At 53.9% G+C, this 16,204-nt stretch carries 18 protein-coding genes; all 18 read left to right on the top strand.

The genetic code is table 11. The features are described from left to right. The first annotated feature begins 3 nt into the window (after positions 1 to 3). On the top strand, positions 4 to 774 hold the full coding sequence (locus tag CV945_RS01125) for a PRC-barrel domain-containing protein (RefSeq protein WP_011232107.1): 771 nt from the start codon (positions 4 to 6) through the stop codon (positions 772 to 774). Between the two features lie 17 nt (positions 775 to 791). Next, the gene (locus tag CV945_RS01120; RefSeq protein WP_021321854.1) at positions 792 to 2,132 is read left to right on the top strand and encodes a VanW family protein; all 1,341 of its coding nucleotides are present in this window, start codon (positions 792 to 794) and stop codon (positions 2,130 to 2,132) included. After that, a complete protein-coding gene (locus CV945_RS01115; RefSeq protein ID WP_100658950.1) occupies positions 2,129 to 3,793 on the top strand; it encodes a GspE/PulE family protein in 1,665 nt (554 codons plus the stop codon). The genes CV945_RS01120 and CV945_RS01115 overlap by 4 nt, the downstream gene beginning before the upstream one ends. A 12-nt stretch (positions 3,794 to 3,805) precedes the next feature. Beyond that, positions 3,806 to 4,861, top strand: coding sequence for a type IV pilus twitching motility protein PilT (locus CV945_RS01110; RefSeq protein ID WP_011232104.1), 1,056 nt, complete (start codon positions 3,806 to 3,808; stop codon positions 4,859 to 4,861). After that, the gene (locus CV945_RS01105; RefSeq protein ID WP_100658949.1) at positions 4,848 to 6,059 is read left to right on the top strand and encodes a type II secretion system F family protein; all 1,212 of its coding nucleotides are present in this window, start codon (positions 4,848 to 4,850) and stop codon (positions 6,057 to 6,059) included. The genes CV945_RS01110 and CV945_RS01105 overlap by 14 nt, the downstream gene beginning before the upstream one ends. A gap of 93 nt (positions 6,060 to 6,152) precedes the next feature. Then, positions 6,153 to 6,644 (top strand): prepilin-type N-terminal cleavage/methylation domain-containing protein, encoded by a 492-nt coding sequence (locus tag CV945_RS01100; RefSeq protein WP_100658948.1) that lies wholly within the window; start codon positions 6,153 to 6,155, stop codon positions 6,642 to 6,644. 27 nt (positions 6,645 to 6,671) lie between these two features. Continuing rightward, positions 6,672 to 7,427 (top strand): prepilin peptidase, encoded by a 756-nt coding sequence (locus CV945_RS01095; RefSeq protein WP_100658947.1) that lies wholly within the window; start codon positions 6,672 to 6,674, stop codon positions 7,425 to 7,427. A 27-nt stretch (positions 7,428 to 7,454) separates the two neighbouring features. Further along, positions 7,455 to 8,387, top strand: a complete 933-nt coding sequence (pilM, locus tag CV945_RS01090; protein ID WP_011232100.1) for a type IV pilus biogenesis protein PilM — start codon at positions 7,455 to 7,457, stop codon at positions 8,385 to 8,387. After that, the gene (locus CV945_RS01085) at positions 8,377 to 8,952 is read left to right on the top strand and encodes a DUF2681 domain-containing protein (RefSeq protein WP_100658946.1); all 576 of its coding nucleotides are present in this window, start codon (positions 8,377 to 8,379) and stop codon (positions 8,950 to 8,952) included. Before pilM ends, CV945_RS01085 begins: the two co-directional genes overlap by 11 nt. Then, on the top strand, positions 8,949 to 9,656 hold the full coding sequence (locus CV945_RS01080) for a hypothetical protein (RefSeq protein WP_033010596.1): 708 nt from the start codon (positions 8,949 to 8,951) through the stop codon (positions 9,654 to 9,656). Before CV945_RS01085 ends, CV945_RS01080 begins: the two co-directional genes overlap by 4 nt. 21 nt (positions 9,657 to 9,677) lie before the next feature. Beyond that, a complete protein-coding gene (locus CV945_RS01075; RefSeq protein WP_100658945.1) occupies positions 9,678 to 10,139 on the top strand; it encodes a type II secretion system protein in 462 nt (153 codons plus the stop codon). Between the two features lie 116 nt (positions 10,140 to 10,255). Further along, entirely contained in the window at positions 10,256 to 11,365 is a 1,110-nt protein-coding gene (locus CV945_RS01070; protein WP_100658979.1) for a stage II sporulation protein D, read from the top strand. A gap of 110 nt (positions 11,366 to 11,475) precedes the next feature. Continuing rightward, positions 11,476 to 12,063, top strand: coding sequence for a Maf family protein (locus CV945_RS01065; protein ID WP_033010594.1), 588 nt, complete (start codon positions 11,476 to 11,478; stop codon positions 12,061 to 12,063). Positions 12,064 to 12,203: 140 nt separating this feature from the next. Continuing rightward, positions 12,204 to 12,884 carry a RadC family protein gene (radC, locus tag CV945_RS01060; RefSeq protein WP_033010593.1) on the top strand — a complete coding sequence of 227 codons (681 nt, stop codon included), beginning with the start codon at positions 12,204 to 12,206 and terminating at the stop codon, positions 12,882 to 12,884. A 160-nt stretch (positions 12,885 to 13,044) separates the two neighbouring features. Continuing rightward, the gene (locus CV945_RS01055; RefSeq protein WP_100658944.1) at positions 13,045 to 14,067 is read left to right on the top strand and encodes a rod shape-determining protein; all 1,023 of its coding nucleotides are present in this window, start codon (positions 13,045 to 13,047) and stop codon (positions 14,065 to 14,067) included. 20 nt (positions 14,068 to 14,087) lie between these two features. Next, positions 14,088 to 14,954: a rod shape-determining protein MreC gene (gene mreC / locus CV945_RS01050; protein ID WP_033010591.1), complete on the top strand. Its 867-nt coding sequence runs from the start codon at positions 14,088 to 14,090 to the stop codon at positions 14,952 to 14,954. Next, a complete protein-coding gene (mreD, locus tag CV945_RS01045; RefSeq protein ID WP_049624755.1) occupies positions 14,951 to 15,469 on the top strand; it encodes a rod shape-determining protein MreD in 519 nt (172 codons plus the stop codon). Before mreC ends, mreD begins: the two co-directional genes overlap by 4 nt. A gap of 40 nt (positions 15,470 to 15,509) precedes the next feature. Then, on the top strand, positions 15,510 to 16,202 hold the full coding sequence (gene minC, locus CV945_RS01040) for a septum site-determining protein MinC (RefSeq protein ID WP_033010588.1): 693 nt from the start codon (positions 15,510 to 15,512) through the stop codon (positions 16,200 to 16,202). Positions 16,203 to 16,204 lie beyond the last annotated feature (2 nt).

The following is a 16,204-nucleotide window of genomic DNA, read 5'->3' as shown; positions in this document are numbered from 1 at the left end:
AGGATGAAAGCGAGCGCGCAAATCATCGGATTGCCGATCATCAGCATTGCGGATGGGATGCAAATCGGCGCCGTGAAAAGCTTTGTCATTAATCCTGATAAAGGTTCCATCGATTTTTTGACTGTCGAGCAAGAAGATGTGCAACTCAGTTTAAAAGCGATTCCGTTTAAAAAAATCGTCGGAATCGGCGAATTCGCCGTTACGGTGGCAAGCAGCCATGATGTCATTGATTTGGCGGAAATTCCGATTGCCAACCAGCTTGTCAACAAGCAAATCCGCATCAAAAATACAAAAGCCATCACGCGCAAAGGACAGCTTTTGGGGGAAGTCCATGAGTTTTTCCTAAACGAAGAGACAGGGGATATTATCGGCATCTCCCTTCGCCTTGAAAGTGGAGAAGCGGTGTTGCCATCCGCCCAAGTGTTGACTTATGGAAAGGATATATTGATCGTCAGCGACGACGCTTCGGGAGCTCTCCTTTCCGATGCGTCGATGCTCATTCAAAAGAATGAAAAAGAAACAGAGGCCAGCAACATTCCTGAACAGATCCAAGCTATGTCGGAGACAGCGGAAAATGTCGAAGCGCTTGAATCGCTCCGTGAAAAGCAAGTGGCGCTTCTTGCGGGGAAACGGGTGACCAAGGATATTTATGATTTGAACGGCGAACTTCTGTTTCCAGCGGGAACGACGCTTCGCGAAGAAGATGTGAGAAAAGCGCAAGAGGCGGGTCCAAGCGTCATTGTTGATGTGTCGATGAATATCGAAGCTGAGTGAAAAAGGGGGAGCTCGAGGTGAGAGCGGCTTCCATAGGAAAACTGTTTATCGTGATGGCGGTTTGCACCGTTTATTTCCTCACCTTTGCCCGCTTGGGCGTTTTGGCTTATGAGTCGTTTGGCCCTGATCAAGACCGCTATCGCTCCGGGACGTACGTCGGGCCGATTTCGCTTGCTGGGATGACGAGAGCGGAAGCCCAACAGGCGGTGGCAGACAAGGTGAGCGACTGGCGATCGACAGCTTCGATTTCGGTCAGCTATCAAGAAAAGAAAGCCGAGCTGCCGGCTGACATCTTTACATTTCGCTTGTCGGAAAGCACAAAAAACGTGGTCAACGGCCGTTCCTCGCCGCTTCTTGTGTTGGCTGACATGAGCGCTTGCATGGAAACCGTTGAACGCCTTCTCCCGCCGGCGGCAGTCCCCGCCTTGGATCTCAAAGCGTTGGAAGCGGATTTGGAGGCGGCGGCGTCCCAGCTTGCCGTTCCGAACAAGCCGCTCGACTTGGCCCATTATCTTCCCTCTTCCGGGAAGGGGCAGACGGTCGTGAGTGAAGCGGCTGTTGCCATTCGCGATCAAAGTCTCTCCCGTTTTCTTGCTTCGGAACGCCGTGTCGTCCTCCGCTCCAATCAATTGGTCTCGTTGCGCGCCGTGATTCAGCAGGCTGGTGGCGGGCTGTCGAATCAGGCTGTCGACGCATTGGCATCAGCGGTGTATCGTGCTGTGCTGTCGACGAATTTTTTGTTGATGGAACGGTATGCGGGAAGTTCGCTTCCAGATGGCATTCCTCCGGGATTTGAGGCCAAGGTGGATGACAAACGCGATTTACAATGGTTGAATCCGAACTCGACGGACTATACGCTCATTCTTCGCTACGATGGCCGCCAAGTGAAAGCGTTAGTGTACGGTTGGCCGTTTGCGTATCAATATATCGTGCGCACGAGCGGGCTAGAGCGGATCGAACCGCGCAAAATCATTCAATACGATGCCCGGTTGGCGCCGGATGAAACCGTGACGAAACAAGTCGGCCGTTCTGGATTGCTTGTAAAAGTCGAACGCGAAGTGCGCGATGGCTCCCGGCTGATCCGCAAAGAGACGGTGAGCGAGGATTTTTACCCTCCGACGTATGCGGTTGAGGTAAGAGGGCTTGAAGTCCCAGAATCTTCATCCAATACAACGGGGGAAGGAAGCGAAACGCCATCTTCACCGTCTGATGCAACGAATAGCGGTCAGACTGAAGCGGAAAGCGGTCAAGAGAAATCAGAAGTCCAAAACGGCGAAGGGCAAAGCGGCAGCGACCAGACCAACGCAGCCCCTTCAACCGAATCGAAGCAAAGCGGGGAAAGCGGGGGAAGCCGATGAACAAAAAACGTGAGCGGAAACGCCTCGGTGATTTGTTGGTGGAAGCGGGGCTGATTACGGAAGAACAGCTGGCTGAAGCGTTGCGTGAGAAAACGCCTGGGCAAAAGCTTGGCGATGCGTTGCTGCAGCGAGGTTACATCACAGAGCAGCAGCTGATTGAGGCGCTTGAGTTTCAGCTCGGCATTCCTCATGTCAGCTTGTATCGCTACCCGATTGATCCGAAAGCGACGAGCCTAGTGCCAAAAGAGTTTGCTCGCCGCCATCTGATCATGCCCCTTAAGGTGGAAGACGATCGATTGCTCGTTGCCATGGCTGATCCAATGGATTTTTTTGCTATTGATGATTTGCGCTTGTCAACGGGGTTTCAGATCGAAACAGCGATCGCTTCAAAGGATGATATTTTGCGGGCGATCAATAAATATTATGACATGGACGAATCGTTTGATGATTTGCTGCCAGCGCCGCCGACGGAGATGCGCGAAGACGGTCGGACGGCCGAGGACGATTCCCCGATTGTTCGCCTAGTGAACCAAATTTTGCAGCTTGCTGTCGAACAGCGGGCAAGCGATATTCATATCGATCCGCAGGAGACAAAAGTGCTCATCCGTTATCGAATTGACGGCTTGCTTCGAACGGAGAGGGCGCTGCCGAAACATATGCAAAGCATGTTGACGGCGAGGATCAAAATTTTGGCCAACATGGACATCACCGAGCATCGTGTGCCGCAAGACGGGCGGATCAAAATGAACATCGATTTTCATCCCGTTGATTTGCGCGTGTCGACATTGCCGACGGTGTATGGGGAGAAAATCGTGATGCGCGTCCTCGATTTGGGTGCGGCGTTAAACGATATTCATAAACTTGGCTTCAACCCGGTCAATTTAGATCGGTTCATCCGTTTGATCGAGCGTCCGAACGGCATCATTTTGATCACCGGGCCGACCGGTTCGGGGAAATCGTCGACGCTTTACGCGGCGCTCAATCATTTAAACAGCGAACATGTCAACATCATTACGATCGAAGATCCGGTTGAATATCAGATCGAAGGCGTCAACCAAATTCAAGTCAACCCGAATGTCGGCTTAACGTTTGCCCAAGGGCTTCGCTCGATTTTGCGCCAAGACCCGAACATCATCATGGTCGGGGAGATTCGCGACCGCGAGACGGCGGAAGTGGCGATCCGCGCCTCACTCACCGGGCATTTAGTGTTAAGCACGCTCCATACGAACGATGCGTTAAGCACGATCACCCGCCTGATCGATATGGGGATTGAGCCGTTTTTAGTGGCCACATCGCTCGCTGGCGTTGTCTCGCAGCGGCTTGTGCGCCGCATCTGCCGCGACTGCCAGGAGGTGTATGAGCCGACGAAGCGGGAGCGGGACATTTTCGCCCGTCGGGGCATCGACATCCGCCAACTCGTCCGTGGCCGCGGCTGCCCGACGTGCAATATGACCGGTTACCGCGGGAGACTCGCGATCCACGAATTGCTTGTCATGACGGACGAGATGCGCCGCGTCATTTTAAACAATGAGCCGTTTTCGAAGTTGCGGGAACTCGCCGTTCAAAACAAAATGATCTTTTTGCTCGATGACGGGCTGTTGAAAGTGAAGCAAGGGTTGACGACGCTTGAAGAAGTGCTGAAAGTGGCCATTTTGCATTGATGGGTGAGACGGATGAAGGAAAAGCTTGAGGCGTTGTTGCGTGCGGCTTTTGAATACCGTGCGTCTGACGTACATTTGACGGTCGGGGCGCCGCCGATTTTTCGGGTGAATGGGGAACTGAAGGCGTATGGGCAAGAACGGCTGAACCCGGAGGACACGGAACAAATGGCGAAAGCCATCATTCCGCCGCCGCTTTGGCAGCAGTTTCAAGAAACGGGGGAGCTTGATTTTTCGTACGGTATTGCGGGTGTCTCCCGCTTCCGGATCAATGTGTTTAAGCAGCGGTCGTGCGTGTCGCTTGCCGTGCGCCTCATCCCGCCGCGCATTCCGACATTAGAAGAGCTCGGCTTGCCAAGCGTGTTAAAGCGCATCGCGGAAAAGCCGCACGGGCTTGTGCTTGTCACCGGGCCGACCGGCAGCGGCAAATCGACCACATTGGCGGCGATGATCGACTACATGAACAAAACGATGTCCAGACATATCATTACGCTGGAAGATCCGATTGAATATTTGCATCAGCACGGAAAATCGATCATCGACCAGCGGGAAGTTGGCTTTGACACGAACAGTTTTGCCGCCGGATTGCGCGCTGCGCTTCGTCAAGATCCGGATGTGATTTTAGTCGGGGAAATGCGCGATTTGGAAACGATCCAAACCGCGATCACTGCCGCGGAAACGGGTCATTTAGTGCTTGGCACCCTTCATACGGCGAGCGCCCCAGCGGCGATCGAACGGATGATTGACGTCTTTCCGTCAGCCCAGCAGGCGCAAATCCGGCTGCAGCTCGCTTCCGTCCTTGTTGCCGTCATGGCCCAACGTTTATTTCCCGACGGTCGGAAGAGAGGACGGACGGCGGCTATGGAAATTTTAATCAACAATGCCGCAGTGGCCAATTTGATCCGCAATGAAAAAGAGCATCAAATCATCAATATTATGCAGACGGGCCGCAGTGTGGGCATGCAGACGATGGAAATGAGCGTCAGGGAGCTTGTGGCCGCTGGCCGTATTGATCCATTGGCCGCGGAAGCGTATTTGACAAGGGAGCGTGGAGCGGATGGCGCAATTTAAGTATGAGGGGCGCGACCGAAGCGGACGGAAAAAATCCGGGACGATTGCCGCAAACTCCCGCCGTGAGGCTGTCCTGAAATTGAGGGAGAAAGGCATTCGCCCCATTGTGATCGCCGAGGTGCCGTCATCTGTTTGGAACAAAGAAATTTCCATAGGACGAGCCGTCAAGCTGCAGCACTTCGTCGTCTTTTTGCGCCAGTTCGCAACGCTTGTGCGCGCCGGGGTGACGATCGTTGATTCAATCCGCATTTTGGCGGAGCAAACGGAAAGTAAAGCGCTTGCTCGTGCACTCGACGATATGGAACAGCATCTCCGAGAAGGGAATCCGCTTTCTGCCGCAGCCGCAAAGCATCCCCGCATTTTCCCGCCATTGTTTGTCAATATGGTGCGCGCCGGTGAAGCGAGCGGGACGCTTGATGAAACGCTCGACCGGCTTGCCGACCATTTTGAAAAAATGCATCGGACGCGGCAAAAAATCGCCTCGGCGCTTGCTTATCCGGTGGCTGTCGCCATCATCGCCGTTGCGGTTGTCATTTTTTTGCTTGTCTCGGTCGTGCCGACGTTTGTTGACATGTTTGCCGATTTTCACGCCGAATTGCCGGCGATCACAAAGTTTGTGCTGAAAGCGAGCGCATTTATGCAGCATTATTGGTGGATGATAACGTTGCTGGCGATCGGGGTGTTCCTTTTGTTCACCGCGCTGCGCCGGCAAAAGCGCACGAAATATTATTTGGACTATGCGGCCATGCGGCTGCCCATTTTCGGAACCCTTGTCCAAAAAGCGGCATTGGCGCGCGTCACGAGGACATTGAGCTCACTCGTGTCAAGCTCCGTGCCGATTTTAGAGGCGCTGTCCATTTCCGAGCGCGTCGTTGAAAATGAAGTGATCGCATCTGTGCTGGCTGAAGCGCGGACCTCCCTCGAGCGCGGGCAATCGCTCTCGGAGCCGCTCCGCCGCCATTGGGCGTTTCCGCCGCTTGTTGCGCAAATGATCACGATCGGCGAACAGACCGGTGCGCTTGACGCCATGCTTGGCAAAGTCGCCGACTTTTACGAAGCGGAAGTCGACGCCGGCACCGATCGCCTCAAGTCGCTCATCGAGCCGCTGATGATTGTGCTGCTTGCCGGCGTCGTCGGGACGATCGTCACGTCGATTATCGTTCCAATGTATGATATCTTTAATCACATTCAACAATAATTTATTTAAGAATGTCTTCCTATTTTTGTAGTGATATTGTAGAATAATAGGGAAATCGTTCTAAATCAATCAAGAGAAAGGGAGAGGAAAGGCATGTTCAAACGTCTTCTCAAAAACGAGCGCGGCTTGACGCTCATCGAACTGCTCGCCGTCATCGTCATTTTAGGGATCATCGCGGCGATTGCGATTCCGGCGATCGGCGCCATTATGGACAACTCGAAAAAAGACGCCCATATCGCCAATGCGAAGCAAGTGGCCAGTGCGGCGCGATTGGCCATTGCAGCGGATAAAAACACGAAGACGCAATACCAATTGAAGGAGTTGTACGAAGGCGGTTATTTAGAAAACATTCCGAAGTCGCCAGGGAAAGTGTCTACGAATAAATATGATGCAGAAAAAAGTATCGTGAAAATTGTAAAAGATTCCAATGGGGTTACGTATAAAGTAACGCTTGTTGATGCGAACGGTACATTTAAGTATATTGATGACAAAGATGTAAGTGAATTGACACGAAACGACGTGAACCTAGAACAAAAATCAGAACAAAAACCAGAACAAAAACCAGAACAAAAACCAGAACAATAATCATAATTTTTAGGAAGTCCGGTATAAATGACGGCAATCGCCTATTGTTTCGTTTTCCTTTACTCCCTCCTCCTCGCCTCGTTCTTTAACGTTGTCGGGCTGCGGGTGCCGGTCGGGGAGTCGATCGTCCGCCCGCGGTCGCATTGCCCGGCGTGCGGACGGACGCTATCGGCTGGGGAGCTCATCCCGGTTGTTTCGTATGTCGCGCAAAAAGGAAGATGCAAAGGGTGCGGGGGGCGCATCTCCCCCCTTTACCCTTTGATGGAATTGACAACCGCCGCTTTGTTGACGGCCGCGCCGATGTGGGTCGGCTGGGGCGGGCGGCTCGTTGTGGCGTGGACGTTGATCAGCTTGTTTGCCATCATTGTCGTCTCCGACCTTCGCTACATGCTCATCCCCGACCGGGTGCTTTTGGTGTTTGCCGGTTTGTTTTTGATGGAGCGGCTTGTGATCCCGTTTTTGCCGTGGGTCGATATGCTCCTTGGGGCGGCGGTCGGATTTTCGCTTTTATGGCTGATCGCCGTTTTGTCCAAAGGCGGGATGGGGGGCGGCGATGTGAAGCTGTTTGCCGTGCTTGGGTTTGTGCTCGGTTGGAAAATGGTGTTGCTCGCCTTTTTTTTGGCGACGTTGTATGGAACGGTGATCGGGCTTGTCGGCATGGCGTTGGGCCGCGTGCGGCGCGGCAAGCCGATGCCGTTTGCGCCGGCGATTGCGCTCGGGTCATTGACGGCGCTGTTTTTCGGTGATCAGCTTGTCGATGCGTATATGGATCTTTTTGTGTAAGGATGGGAAGAAAGGGGGCGAACGAGAATGGCGTTATGGTGGGGAAAGTCCAAATATGTGAACATCGTCGTAAAAGATCATGCCATTCGCTATGTGGAAGTCAAGCTAGGGCATCCGCCTGAAGTGAAACGATGGGGCGAACGGGCATTGCCAGTAGGGGTTGTTCGCGACGGCCGCATCGTCGATGGGGAAACATTGGCCATGATTTTGGACGAATGCGTGGAGGAATGGAAAATAGACGGCCATCGCGCGCGCTTTGTCGTCCCTGATCCATTCGTCATGATCCGCAGTTTGCCCCTTCCTTCTCATTTGTCGGATGAAGAAATTCGCGGCTATTTATTTCTGGAGCTTGGCGAGTCGATTCCGCTTCCTTTTGCCGATCCGGTGTTTGATTATGTGGTGATGGAGAGAACGAGCGAGGCGGTGTCGATTTTGCTGTTTGCGGCGCCGGAAGAGGCGGTGTCGGAATATGCGGCGCTTTTGGAAGAAGCCGATTTGCGCCCGGTGGCCGCGGATGTATCGCCGCTTTGCGCTTATCGTCCGTTTTATGCGGCGGGACAAGCTGCGCCGGACGATCATATTTTGCTTGTGCAGTTTGACGAATCCGCCGTGAATTTGAGCGTGTTTCATCGTCATTTGCCGTTGTTTATGCGCCATTTGCCGCTTGAAGCCTATCGTGACCGGACGGCGGCGATTGTGGATCCGTTCGTCGATGTGTATAAGGAAATGGAACGGATCATGAGCTTTTATTCGTTTTCCCTCCAACAAGGCAAACAGTCCATCACACGCCTGTTTCTCGCCGGCGATCATCCAGAGTTGGGCCATGTGTTCACGGCTTTGACAGAGCGGCTTGAAGTGCCTGTAGAACGGCTCAGCGCGTCTCTTGATCCGCTGCCGGACCGCTTTCATCTCGCCTGGGGATTGGCGTTGAAAGAAGGAAGGGCTGACGATGATCGCTGAAATCAATTTATTGCCGAAAAAAGAAACGAGGCAGCCGATCCGTCTCGTTTTGTTGTTCGGGGCGGCGCTGCTTCTCCTAGCCGGTTCGGTGCTGTATTGGTTGATCGATCGTGCGGATCATCGCCAGGCCATGTTGGAGGCGGAATTAAAAAAAGTGCGAGCGGAGCAAGATGTACTGGCGGCGAAAATGAAAAATATAGACGAACAGAAGGAGCAAGAAGAGCTGGCGAAGGCGGTGAAATGGGCGGAACGCTATCCGCTGAAATCAGTGCCGTTGCTGCGGGCATTGACAAAGCAGCTTCCCGAACGCGGATTCATGATGAATGTGACGTACTCGGATCAGACAAAGATGACCATGGTGGTGCAGTTTGATGCGCCGGAAGAGGCGGCCTATTATTTGGATCGATTAGAGAAAGTGAGAATGGTGAAAAACGTCAAACTGGTCAATGTGGCGGCCAATAGCGAGGCGAGTGGCGAACCGGAAGATCATCAAGTCGTGCCAAGATATATGGCGCAATATGAGCTGGAGCTGCAACAGGCTGATGGGGAGGGAAAAAAATCATGAGCCGCTTTGGCAAATGGCCGCTTCTTGTTGCGGCAATGGCTGCGGTCACCGCGCTTTTGTTTGCGGCTGCCTATTCATGGCTGGTCATGCCTCGCTACAGCCAGCTCGAGCAGATGGAGCAAACGGTGCAAAGCGAGAAAAAGGTGCTCGCCGCTTTGAAGCAAAAGCTGCCTCCTTCTTCAGAGGAAACAGCACAAACCGTTGCTTCATTGCAAAAAAAAGTCCCTGTCCATCCGCTTACGGACCAGTTGTTGCTCTTGTTTCAGAAAGCGGAATATATCGCTGACAGCCAGCTGGTGAGCGTCAATTTTTCTGATGAAGGAGCAGCATCTTCACAGCAGAACGACAGTGGAACGAACAACGGAAGCGAAGGAAATCGAGCGGTTTCTCCGTCAAGCAGCATTCAATCCATCACCGCCCAACTGACCGTGCAGTCGCCTTCCTATTATCAACTTGAACGGTTTTTAGAGGTGTTGGAGCAGTCGGAGCGCATCGTGGCGATTGAAGGGTTGACCGTCACTGGGCCTCCGGAGCTGATGTCCATCGCTGATGAAGTCCAACCGTTGACGTATTCGGTGACCGTTCGTGCGTTTTATGCTCCGAAGCTTGAGAAATGGAAACAGTTGTCTCCCGTTCGCGATGTCCCTCCGCCAAGCGGCAAAGACAATCCGCTCGTGGAAATGGCGCCGTCTTCGGGCCGGTAGCGGGGATGGTGGAAGTCCGATATGCTCATTCGCATGAAGCGGGGGATGACCCTCATCGAGCTCTTGGCTGTGCTCGTCATCATCGGCATTGTGGCGATGATCGTCGGTCTTGCCATGTGGACGGTGATTGATCGGGCGCGCGAGCGGGCGTTTGTTTCCAATGCATATGGACTATATGAAGCGGCGCGACTGTATGTCGGCGCGGAAAAAGTGGAGTTTTTGCCAGCCCGTTCTTCTGCCATATTGTTGTATGGCGAATTGGTGGGCAACGGTTTGTTGGATCCAATCGAAGATCCGTTTACCGGAAATGTATTGCCGCCGGAAACAAATCCATCGTACGTGCTTGCCACAAAGCGGGAAGACGGCGGGATCGATTACGCCGTTTGCTTGAAAGGGGAGACGAAGCAGCTTTGCACCTATGAGGGGCGCGAGCAGCCGATTCCTGTCGAAGCGCTGGGGACGGAGATGATTCGTGACCGATAATGTCGGAAAATGAAGAAAAGAAGCAGGAACAAGGCGACAAATGTCTTGTTCTTTTTTTTTCTCTTTATGGTAAGATAGGCGAAAGAAATCGAAGTGTGAAAAAGGACGGTGGCAAAATGGACAAGCAGCGTCTGGGCATTACGGTGAACATTAACGGACAATCGCGGCCGTTTACCATTGAACAACCATCGGACGAGCAACAGGATGAACCCGGCGGACAGAAGCACAGAGCGGCTTCGCCGACCGCTTCTTCCGTTGGTGGAACCTCGGTCGGACATCTTTCGCTCAGCCCTCGGCAGGGGGGCAGCCTTCCAGACGGTGGAGACGCAACGGATCGCGGGCGCAACGGCGGACAAGAAACAGAAGTGATGGCCGTTGCTGAAAAGGAGGGGGCTGCCGCTATGGAAGCCGATGAGCCGATCTTTTCCGTTTCAGAGGCAGTCCCCAAGAAGAAAGTCGGCAAAACGCGCCGGCCGTGGCTGCCGTCGCACGTCAAGCCGCTGTTTCTCGCGGCGGCAGTCGCGGCGCTTGTCGGCATGGCATTTGGCATGGTGATGCTTCGTCTTGTCCCGAAGGAAAAAGCGGAGCCATCGCCGGCGGCGGAAGCGTTGACAGAACTGACGGAGGATGGAGCGGTTTCGGACGGAGGACGTGCGGAAAGCGAGTTGCCCGCCCCGTTTTCGGTCGCTGTCATTCAGGCCGGCGTCTACTCAAATGCGGATTCGGCGGCGCGGGCAGCCGAATCGATTCGACAGGCCGACGTGCCGGTCGTGGTGGCTGGAAAACAGCCGGCGGCGCTCTATATTGCGGTTGGCGCGGATAAGGAAGCGCTGCGGGCGGTCAACGACCAATACCGAGGAGCGGTGCCGAGCACGTACGTGAAGGAGCTGTCGTTTGCGGCCGACACGAAGGCGCGCCGGTCGGATATCGTCCAAAAAGGAGAGGCGCTATACGGAAGCATGGCAGCAGTCTCCGCCGCTTTGCTCGCCGGCAAGGATGTGAGCGACGGGGAATGGAAGGCGCTGAGCAAGGTGTACGGCTCGTTTGAAAAAAGCGAAACACCCAACGACAACACGGTCAAGAAATATGCCGAGTCGCTGAAGCAGGCGTATTTGGCGCTTGTTGCCTACAAGGAGGGGGAGGAAAAAGAGCTGCTGAACAAAACCCAGCAGCAGCTGCTTGAGGCGCTTGCCGTTTACATGGAGTTGGTTCCGCTGCGGAGCTGAACGGCTCCGTTTTTTGTTTTTTCGCCCGCCTGCAGAAATTGCCTTTCACCGCAAAATTTGCTACGATACAAATGAATCTTCCGAACCGAAACGAAGAAAGGAGAATGACGATGCCCCCACGGTTCGTGCTTGCCTCTCGTTCCCCGCGCCGCAGGCAAATCCTCGAGCTGGCCGGCTGGGCGTTTGACGTGCAGGAAAGCCAGGCCGATGAGACGATCCCCCCCGGAATGCCGCCCGACGCAGCCGTTCAATTGCTGGCCCGCCGGAAAGTGGAAGCGGTTGCGCCGTCTGCGCCCGGTGCCTTCGTTCTTGGCGCCGACACGATCGTCGTGTGCAACGGACGCTTGTTGGGAAAACCGCGCACCGAAACAGAAGCGTTTGACATGCTGCGGCTTTTGTCCGGACGAACGCATGATGTTTGGACCGGTGTCGCGATCGCGGCGCCGCACGGGAAGACTGTGTCATTCGCTGAAAAAACAGCGGTGACGTTTTGGGAGTTGAGCGATGAGGAAATCACATCCTACATCGCCACCGGAGAGCCGATGGACAAGGCGGGGGCGTACGGCATTCAAGGCCGGGCTGCCTTGTTTGTCAGGCGGATTGAGGGGGATTATTTGACGGTCGTCGGCTTGCCGCTGTCGCGGACGGTACGGGAGCTGCGCCGGCTTGGATGGCCGCCTTACGGAATGGAGACGTGATTGTTTCAGCAAAGGATGTTCAGTCTGGGGCTTCGCCATGGCCGCGAGACGGCATGGGGGACGCGATGTGGCCAAGCAGCTGGGCGCCTGCAGCGCGCCAGCCGTTTGGTCGAACAAAAATACGAAAAGGGAGGAATACAATGGCGTGGATGATCCGCGATGTGCCGAAAGACAGCCGTCCGCGCGAACGGCTGTTGTCGTCGGGGCCGGAAAGCTTGGCAGACCATGAACTGCTGGCGATTTTGTTGCGCACCGGAACGAAGGACGAGTCGGTCGTGCAGCTCGCCCAGCGTCTCCTTCGCCATTTTGAGGGGCTGAGACCGCTCAAAGACGCAACGGTCGAAGAAATGACAAACATCAAAGGAATCGGGCCGACAAAAGCGGCGCAAATTTTGGCGGCATTGGAACTCGGCCGCCGCATCCACCAATCCGGCTACAACGACCGCTATGTGATCCGCTGTCCGGAGGACGGAGCCAAATATGTGATGGAAGATATGCGGTTTTTGTCGCAAGAACATTTTGTTGCGATTTATTTGAATACAAAAAACCAAGTTATTTATCGCAAAACGGTGTTCATCGGCAGCTTAAACGCTTCAATTGTCCACCCGCGCGAAGTGTTTAAAGAGGCGATCAAACGATCCGCCGCCTCTGTCATTTGCGTGCACAACCACCCCTCCGGTGATCCAACCCCAAGCCGCGAAGACATCGATGTCACCAAACGGCTCGCGGAATGCGGCCGCATTATCGGCATCGAGCTGTTGGACCATCTTATCATCGGCGATCAAAAATTCATCAGTCTGAAAGAAAAAGGCTATGTCTAACGGTTCTCATTTTTTGTCGAATCAGTTATAATATCAACTATGAGTTTTTCCGAATCCGTTTAGGCGGTGCTGTACAATTTATAAATGACTGACATCCGACCAATTTGGCCAATAGAAAAATGATAATACGCATTTCGTTTCGGAAAGGAAGATCAACGATATGTTTGGGATTGGAACGAAAGATCTTGGGATCGATTTAGGGACAGCGAACACGCTTGTTTATGTCAAAGGAAAAGGGATCGTCTTGCGCGAGCCGTCCGTCGTCGCCATTCAGCGCGACACGAAGCAAATTGTTGCGGTCGGCAACGAGGCGAAAAACATGATCGGGCGCACGCCCGGCAACATCGTGGCGCTGCGGCCGATGAAAGACGGCGTCATCGCCGATTATGAGACGACAGCGACGATGATGAAATATTATATTCGCAAAGCCATCAAGACGAAGGGATTGTTTGCCGGCAAGCCGTATGTGATGGTATGTGTGCCGTATGGCATTACAGCGGTCGAGGAGCGGGCGGTCATCGATGCGACGCGCCAGGCCGGAGCGCGCGACGCCTATACGATTGAAGAGCCGTTTGCGGCTGCAATCGGCGCTAACTTGCCGGTATGGGAGCCGACTGGCAGCATGGTCGTCGACATCGGCGGTGGCACGACCGAAGTGGCGGTCATTTCGCTCGGCGGCATCGTGACGAGCCAGTCGATCCGCATTGCCGGTGATGAAATGGATGAAGCGATCATCCAATACATTCGCAAGTCGTATAACCTCATGATCGGCGAACGGACAGCCGAGGCGATTAAAATGGAAATCGGTTCAGCCGGAAATCCGGAAGGAATCGGAAACATGGAAATTCGCGGCCGCGATTTATTGACGGGCTTGCCGAAAACGATCGAAATCAGCGCCGAGGAAGTGGCTGAGGCGCTTCGCGACACGGTTTATGCCATTGTGGAATCCGTGAAAAACACGCTTGAAAAAACGCCGCCGGAGCTAGCGGCCGACATTATGGACCGCGGCATCGTCCTGACGGGCGGCGGAGCTTTGTTGCGCAATTTGGACAAGGTCATCAGCCAAGAAACGGATATGCCGGTCATCGTCGCCGAAAATCCGCTCGACTGCGTGGCCATCGGCACAGGAAAAGCGCTCGACCACATCGACTTGTTCAAAAACAAGGCGATAGACCATCGCTGACAGCAAGAAGGTGCCGACGCATGCCACAGTTTTTCGGAAATAAGCGCCTCATTTTTTTGCTTGTCAGCATCGTCATTCTCGTCATGTTGATCGGGTTTTCGCTGCGCAGCCGCGAGCAACTGACGTGGCCGGAGCAGTTTGTGAAAGACACGGTTGGCTTTGTCCAGCTTCTGTTCGGGAAGCCTGCGCAAGTGGTCGCGGGCTTCCTTGAAAATGTGAGCGACCTTCGCCATACATATGAGGAAAATCAATTGCTGAAGGCGAGGCTTGAGGAGTATGCGGCGCTGCAGGCCGAAGTGGAGTCGCTGCGCCAGGAAAACGAACGGTTGCGGGCGCTTCTCGATAAAAAAGAGAGTTTGCGCGATTTTATCCCCATTCAAGCGACCGTGATCGGACGGAATCCAGACCGTTGGCGGGAGACGGTGATCGTCAACAAAGGTGCGCAACACGGGGTGAAAAAAGATATGGCCGTCATTACCCCGGCTGGACTTGTCGGCAAAGTGCAGCATGCTTCCCAATTCACATCCACCGTCCAGCTGTTGAGCGCGCTTGACCAAAACAACCGCATTTCCGCGTATGTCCAAGGAAACGAAAATGTATTCGGCTTAATTGAAGGGTATGACAGCAAACGACGCGAACTGATCCTTGGCGAAATTCCAATTGACGCCAAAGTGAAGGAGAAGCAAAAAGTATTGACTTCCGGCCTCGGCGGCGTGTTTCCAAAGGGATTGCCGATCGGTGAAGTGACGGAAGTCAAACCGGATCAGTACGGGCTGACGCAAGTCATCTATGTCAAGCCGTTTGCCAACTTGTACGATGTGGACGACGTTATGATTGTGAAACGGACGATCGATGCAACACTGCAAGAAGAGGAGGAGGCAAAGTGAACAAGTGGCGTCTCCCTTTCCTTGCGGTGTTATGTTTTGTCAGTGAAAGCATTTTGGTTGATGTATGGCCGAAAGGCGATGTATACATCCGGTATTTTTTTGTTCCCCGCTTTTTTCTCATTTTTTTGGTGCTGATGGCTGTGCACTTCGGCGGAACGCGGGCGATGGGATACGGGGTTGTTTTCGGGTTTCTGTATGATTGCGTCTATACGGAGCTGCTCGGCGTTTACGCGTTTGCCTATGCGCTCATCGCCTATGGAGCGGGCAAAGTGATGAGATGGTTTCACCAGAACTGGCTCGTTCTTTTTTTGTTGTCGTTGTTGGCTGTCGCGGTGCTTGACAGTTATGTGTACGGCATCCAGCTGTTGATCGGACGGACGGATTGGCCGTTTGCCGTCTTTTGGGGGCGCCGCTTATGGCCAACGCTGCTGTTAAACGCCGTGTTTTTGCTCGTCTTTTTGCACCCGCTTGAACGGTGGATGGCAAAAATTCGCCGGTCGGAGCAGGAAGAATAAAAGAGGAAAAACAGCCCGTTTTGTAGAATTATTCGTTGGGGTGAACGTTGTGGCAAAGCAAAAGCAGCAGTACGTGACGATTAAAGGGACGAAAGACGGGCTGACGCTGCAGTTGGATGACCGCTGTTCGTACGAGGACTTGTTGAAAGAAATCGAAGAGCGGCTCATCAAACGCGCCGGCGTTGCGCCAAACAGTCCGCTCGTCTCCGTGCATCTCAAAGTCGGGAATCGTTACTTGACGCCCGAACAAGAAGAGGAGCTGCGCGCGCTCATCCGCCGTTCCAAAAACTTGGTCGTCGATTCAATCGAAAGCAATGTCATATCGAAAGCGGAAGCGCTCGAATGGGTGCAAAAAATGAAAATTTCGGCTGTCCCGCGCATCGTCCGTTCCGGGCAAGTGCTTCATGTCGAAGGGGATTTGCTGCTGATCGGCGACGTCAACCCTGGCGGAACAGTCATCGCCGGGGGGAACATTTTCATCCTCGGCGCTTTGCGCGGCATCGCTCATGCTGGGTATAGCGGGAACAAAGAAGCTGTCATCGCCGCGTCGGTGATGAAGCCGATGCAGCTGCGCATCGGCGATGTGATGAACCGCGCTCCCGACTACAAAACGGACGAAGGAAATGAAATGGAATGCGCTTATGTTGATGAACATAACCAGATTGTTGTCGACCGCTTGCAGCTGCTCATGCATTTGCGGCCGAATTTGACGCGCTTAGAAAGGAGAATGTGACC

The organism is Geobacillus sp. Manikaran-105 (assembly GCF_002809955.1).
GTDB classification, from domain to species: Bacteria; Bacillota; Bacilli; order Bacillales; family Anoxybacillaceae; genus Geobacillus; species Geobacillus thermophilus.
Note: the sequence above shows the minus strand (reverse complement) of the source record. Positions and strands in the feature narration are given on the sequence as shown.

Coding starts and splice junctions, on each gene's coding strand:
- CV945_RS01110 (WP_011232104.1), top strand. CDS start 3,806: ATGAAGGAAAAGCTTGAGGCGTTGTTGCGTGCGGCTTTTGAATACCGT.
- CV945_RS01065 (WP_033010594.1), top strand. CDS start 11,476: ATGCCCCCACGGTTCGTGCTTGCCTCTCGTTCCCCGCGCCGCAGGCAA.
- CV945_RS01075 (WP_100658945.1), top strand. CDS start 9,678: ATGCTCATTCGCATGAAGCGGGGGATGACCCTCATCGAGCTCTTGGCT.
- CV945_RS01100 (WP_100658948.1), top strand. CDS start 6,153: ATGTTCAAACGTCTTCTCAAAAACGAGCGCGGCTTGACGCTCATCGAA.
- CV945_RS01125 (WP_011232107.1), top strand. CDS start 4: ATGAAAGCGAGCGCGCAAATCATCGGATTGCCGATCATCAGCATTGCG.
- mreC (WP_033010591.1), top strand. CDS start 14,088: ATGCCACAGTTTTTCGGAAATAAGCGCCTCATTTTTTTGCTTGTCAGC.
- CV945_RS01095 (WP_100658947.1), top strand. CDS start 6,672: ATGACGGCAATCGCCTATTGTTTCGTTTTCCTTTACTCCCTCCTCCTC.
- CV945_RS01070 (WP_100658979.1), top strand. CDS start 10,256: ATGGACAAGCAGCGTCTGGGCATTACGGTGAACATTAACGGACAATCG.
- CV945_RS01085 (WP_100658946.1), top strand. CDS start 8,377: ATGATCGCTGAAATCAATTTATTGCCGAAAAAAGAAACGAGGCAGCCG.
- CV945_RS01115 (WP_100658950.1), top strand. CDS start 2,129: ATGAACAAAAAACGTGAGCGGAAACGCCTCGGTGATTTGTTGGTGGAA.
- CV945_RS01105 (WP_100658949.1), top strand. CDS start 4,848: ATGGCGCAATTTAAGTATGAGGGGCGCGACCGAAGCGGACGGAAAAAA.
- CV945_RS01055 (WP_100658944.1), top strand. CDS start 13,045: ATGTTTGGGATTGGAACGAAAGATCTTGGGATCGATTTAGGGACAGCG.
- CV945_RS01080 (WP_033010596.1), top strand. CDS start 8,949: ATGAGCCGCTTTGGCAAATGGCCGCTTCTTGTTGCGGCAATGGCTGCG.
- radC (WP_033010593.1), top strand. CDS start 12,204: ATGGCGTGGATGATCCGCGATGTGCCGAAAGACAGCCGTCCGCGCGAA.
- pilM (WP_011232100.1), top strand. CDS start 7,455: ATGGCGTTATGGTGGGGAAAGTCCAAATATGTGAACATCGTCGTAAAA.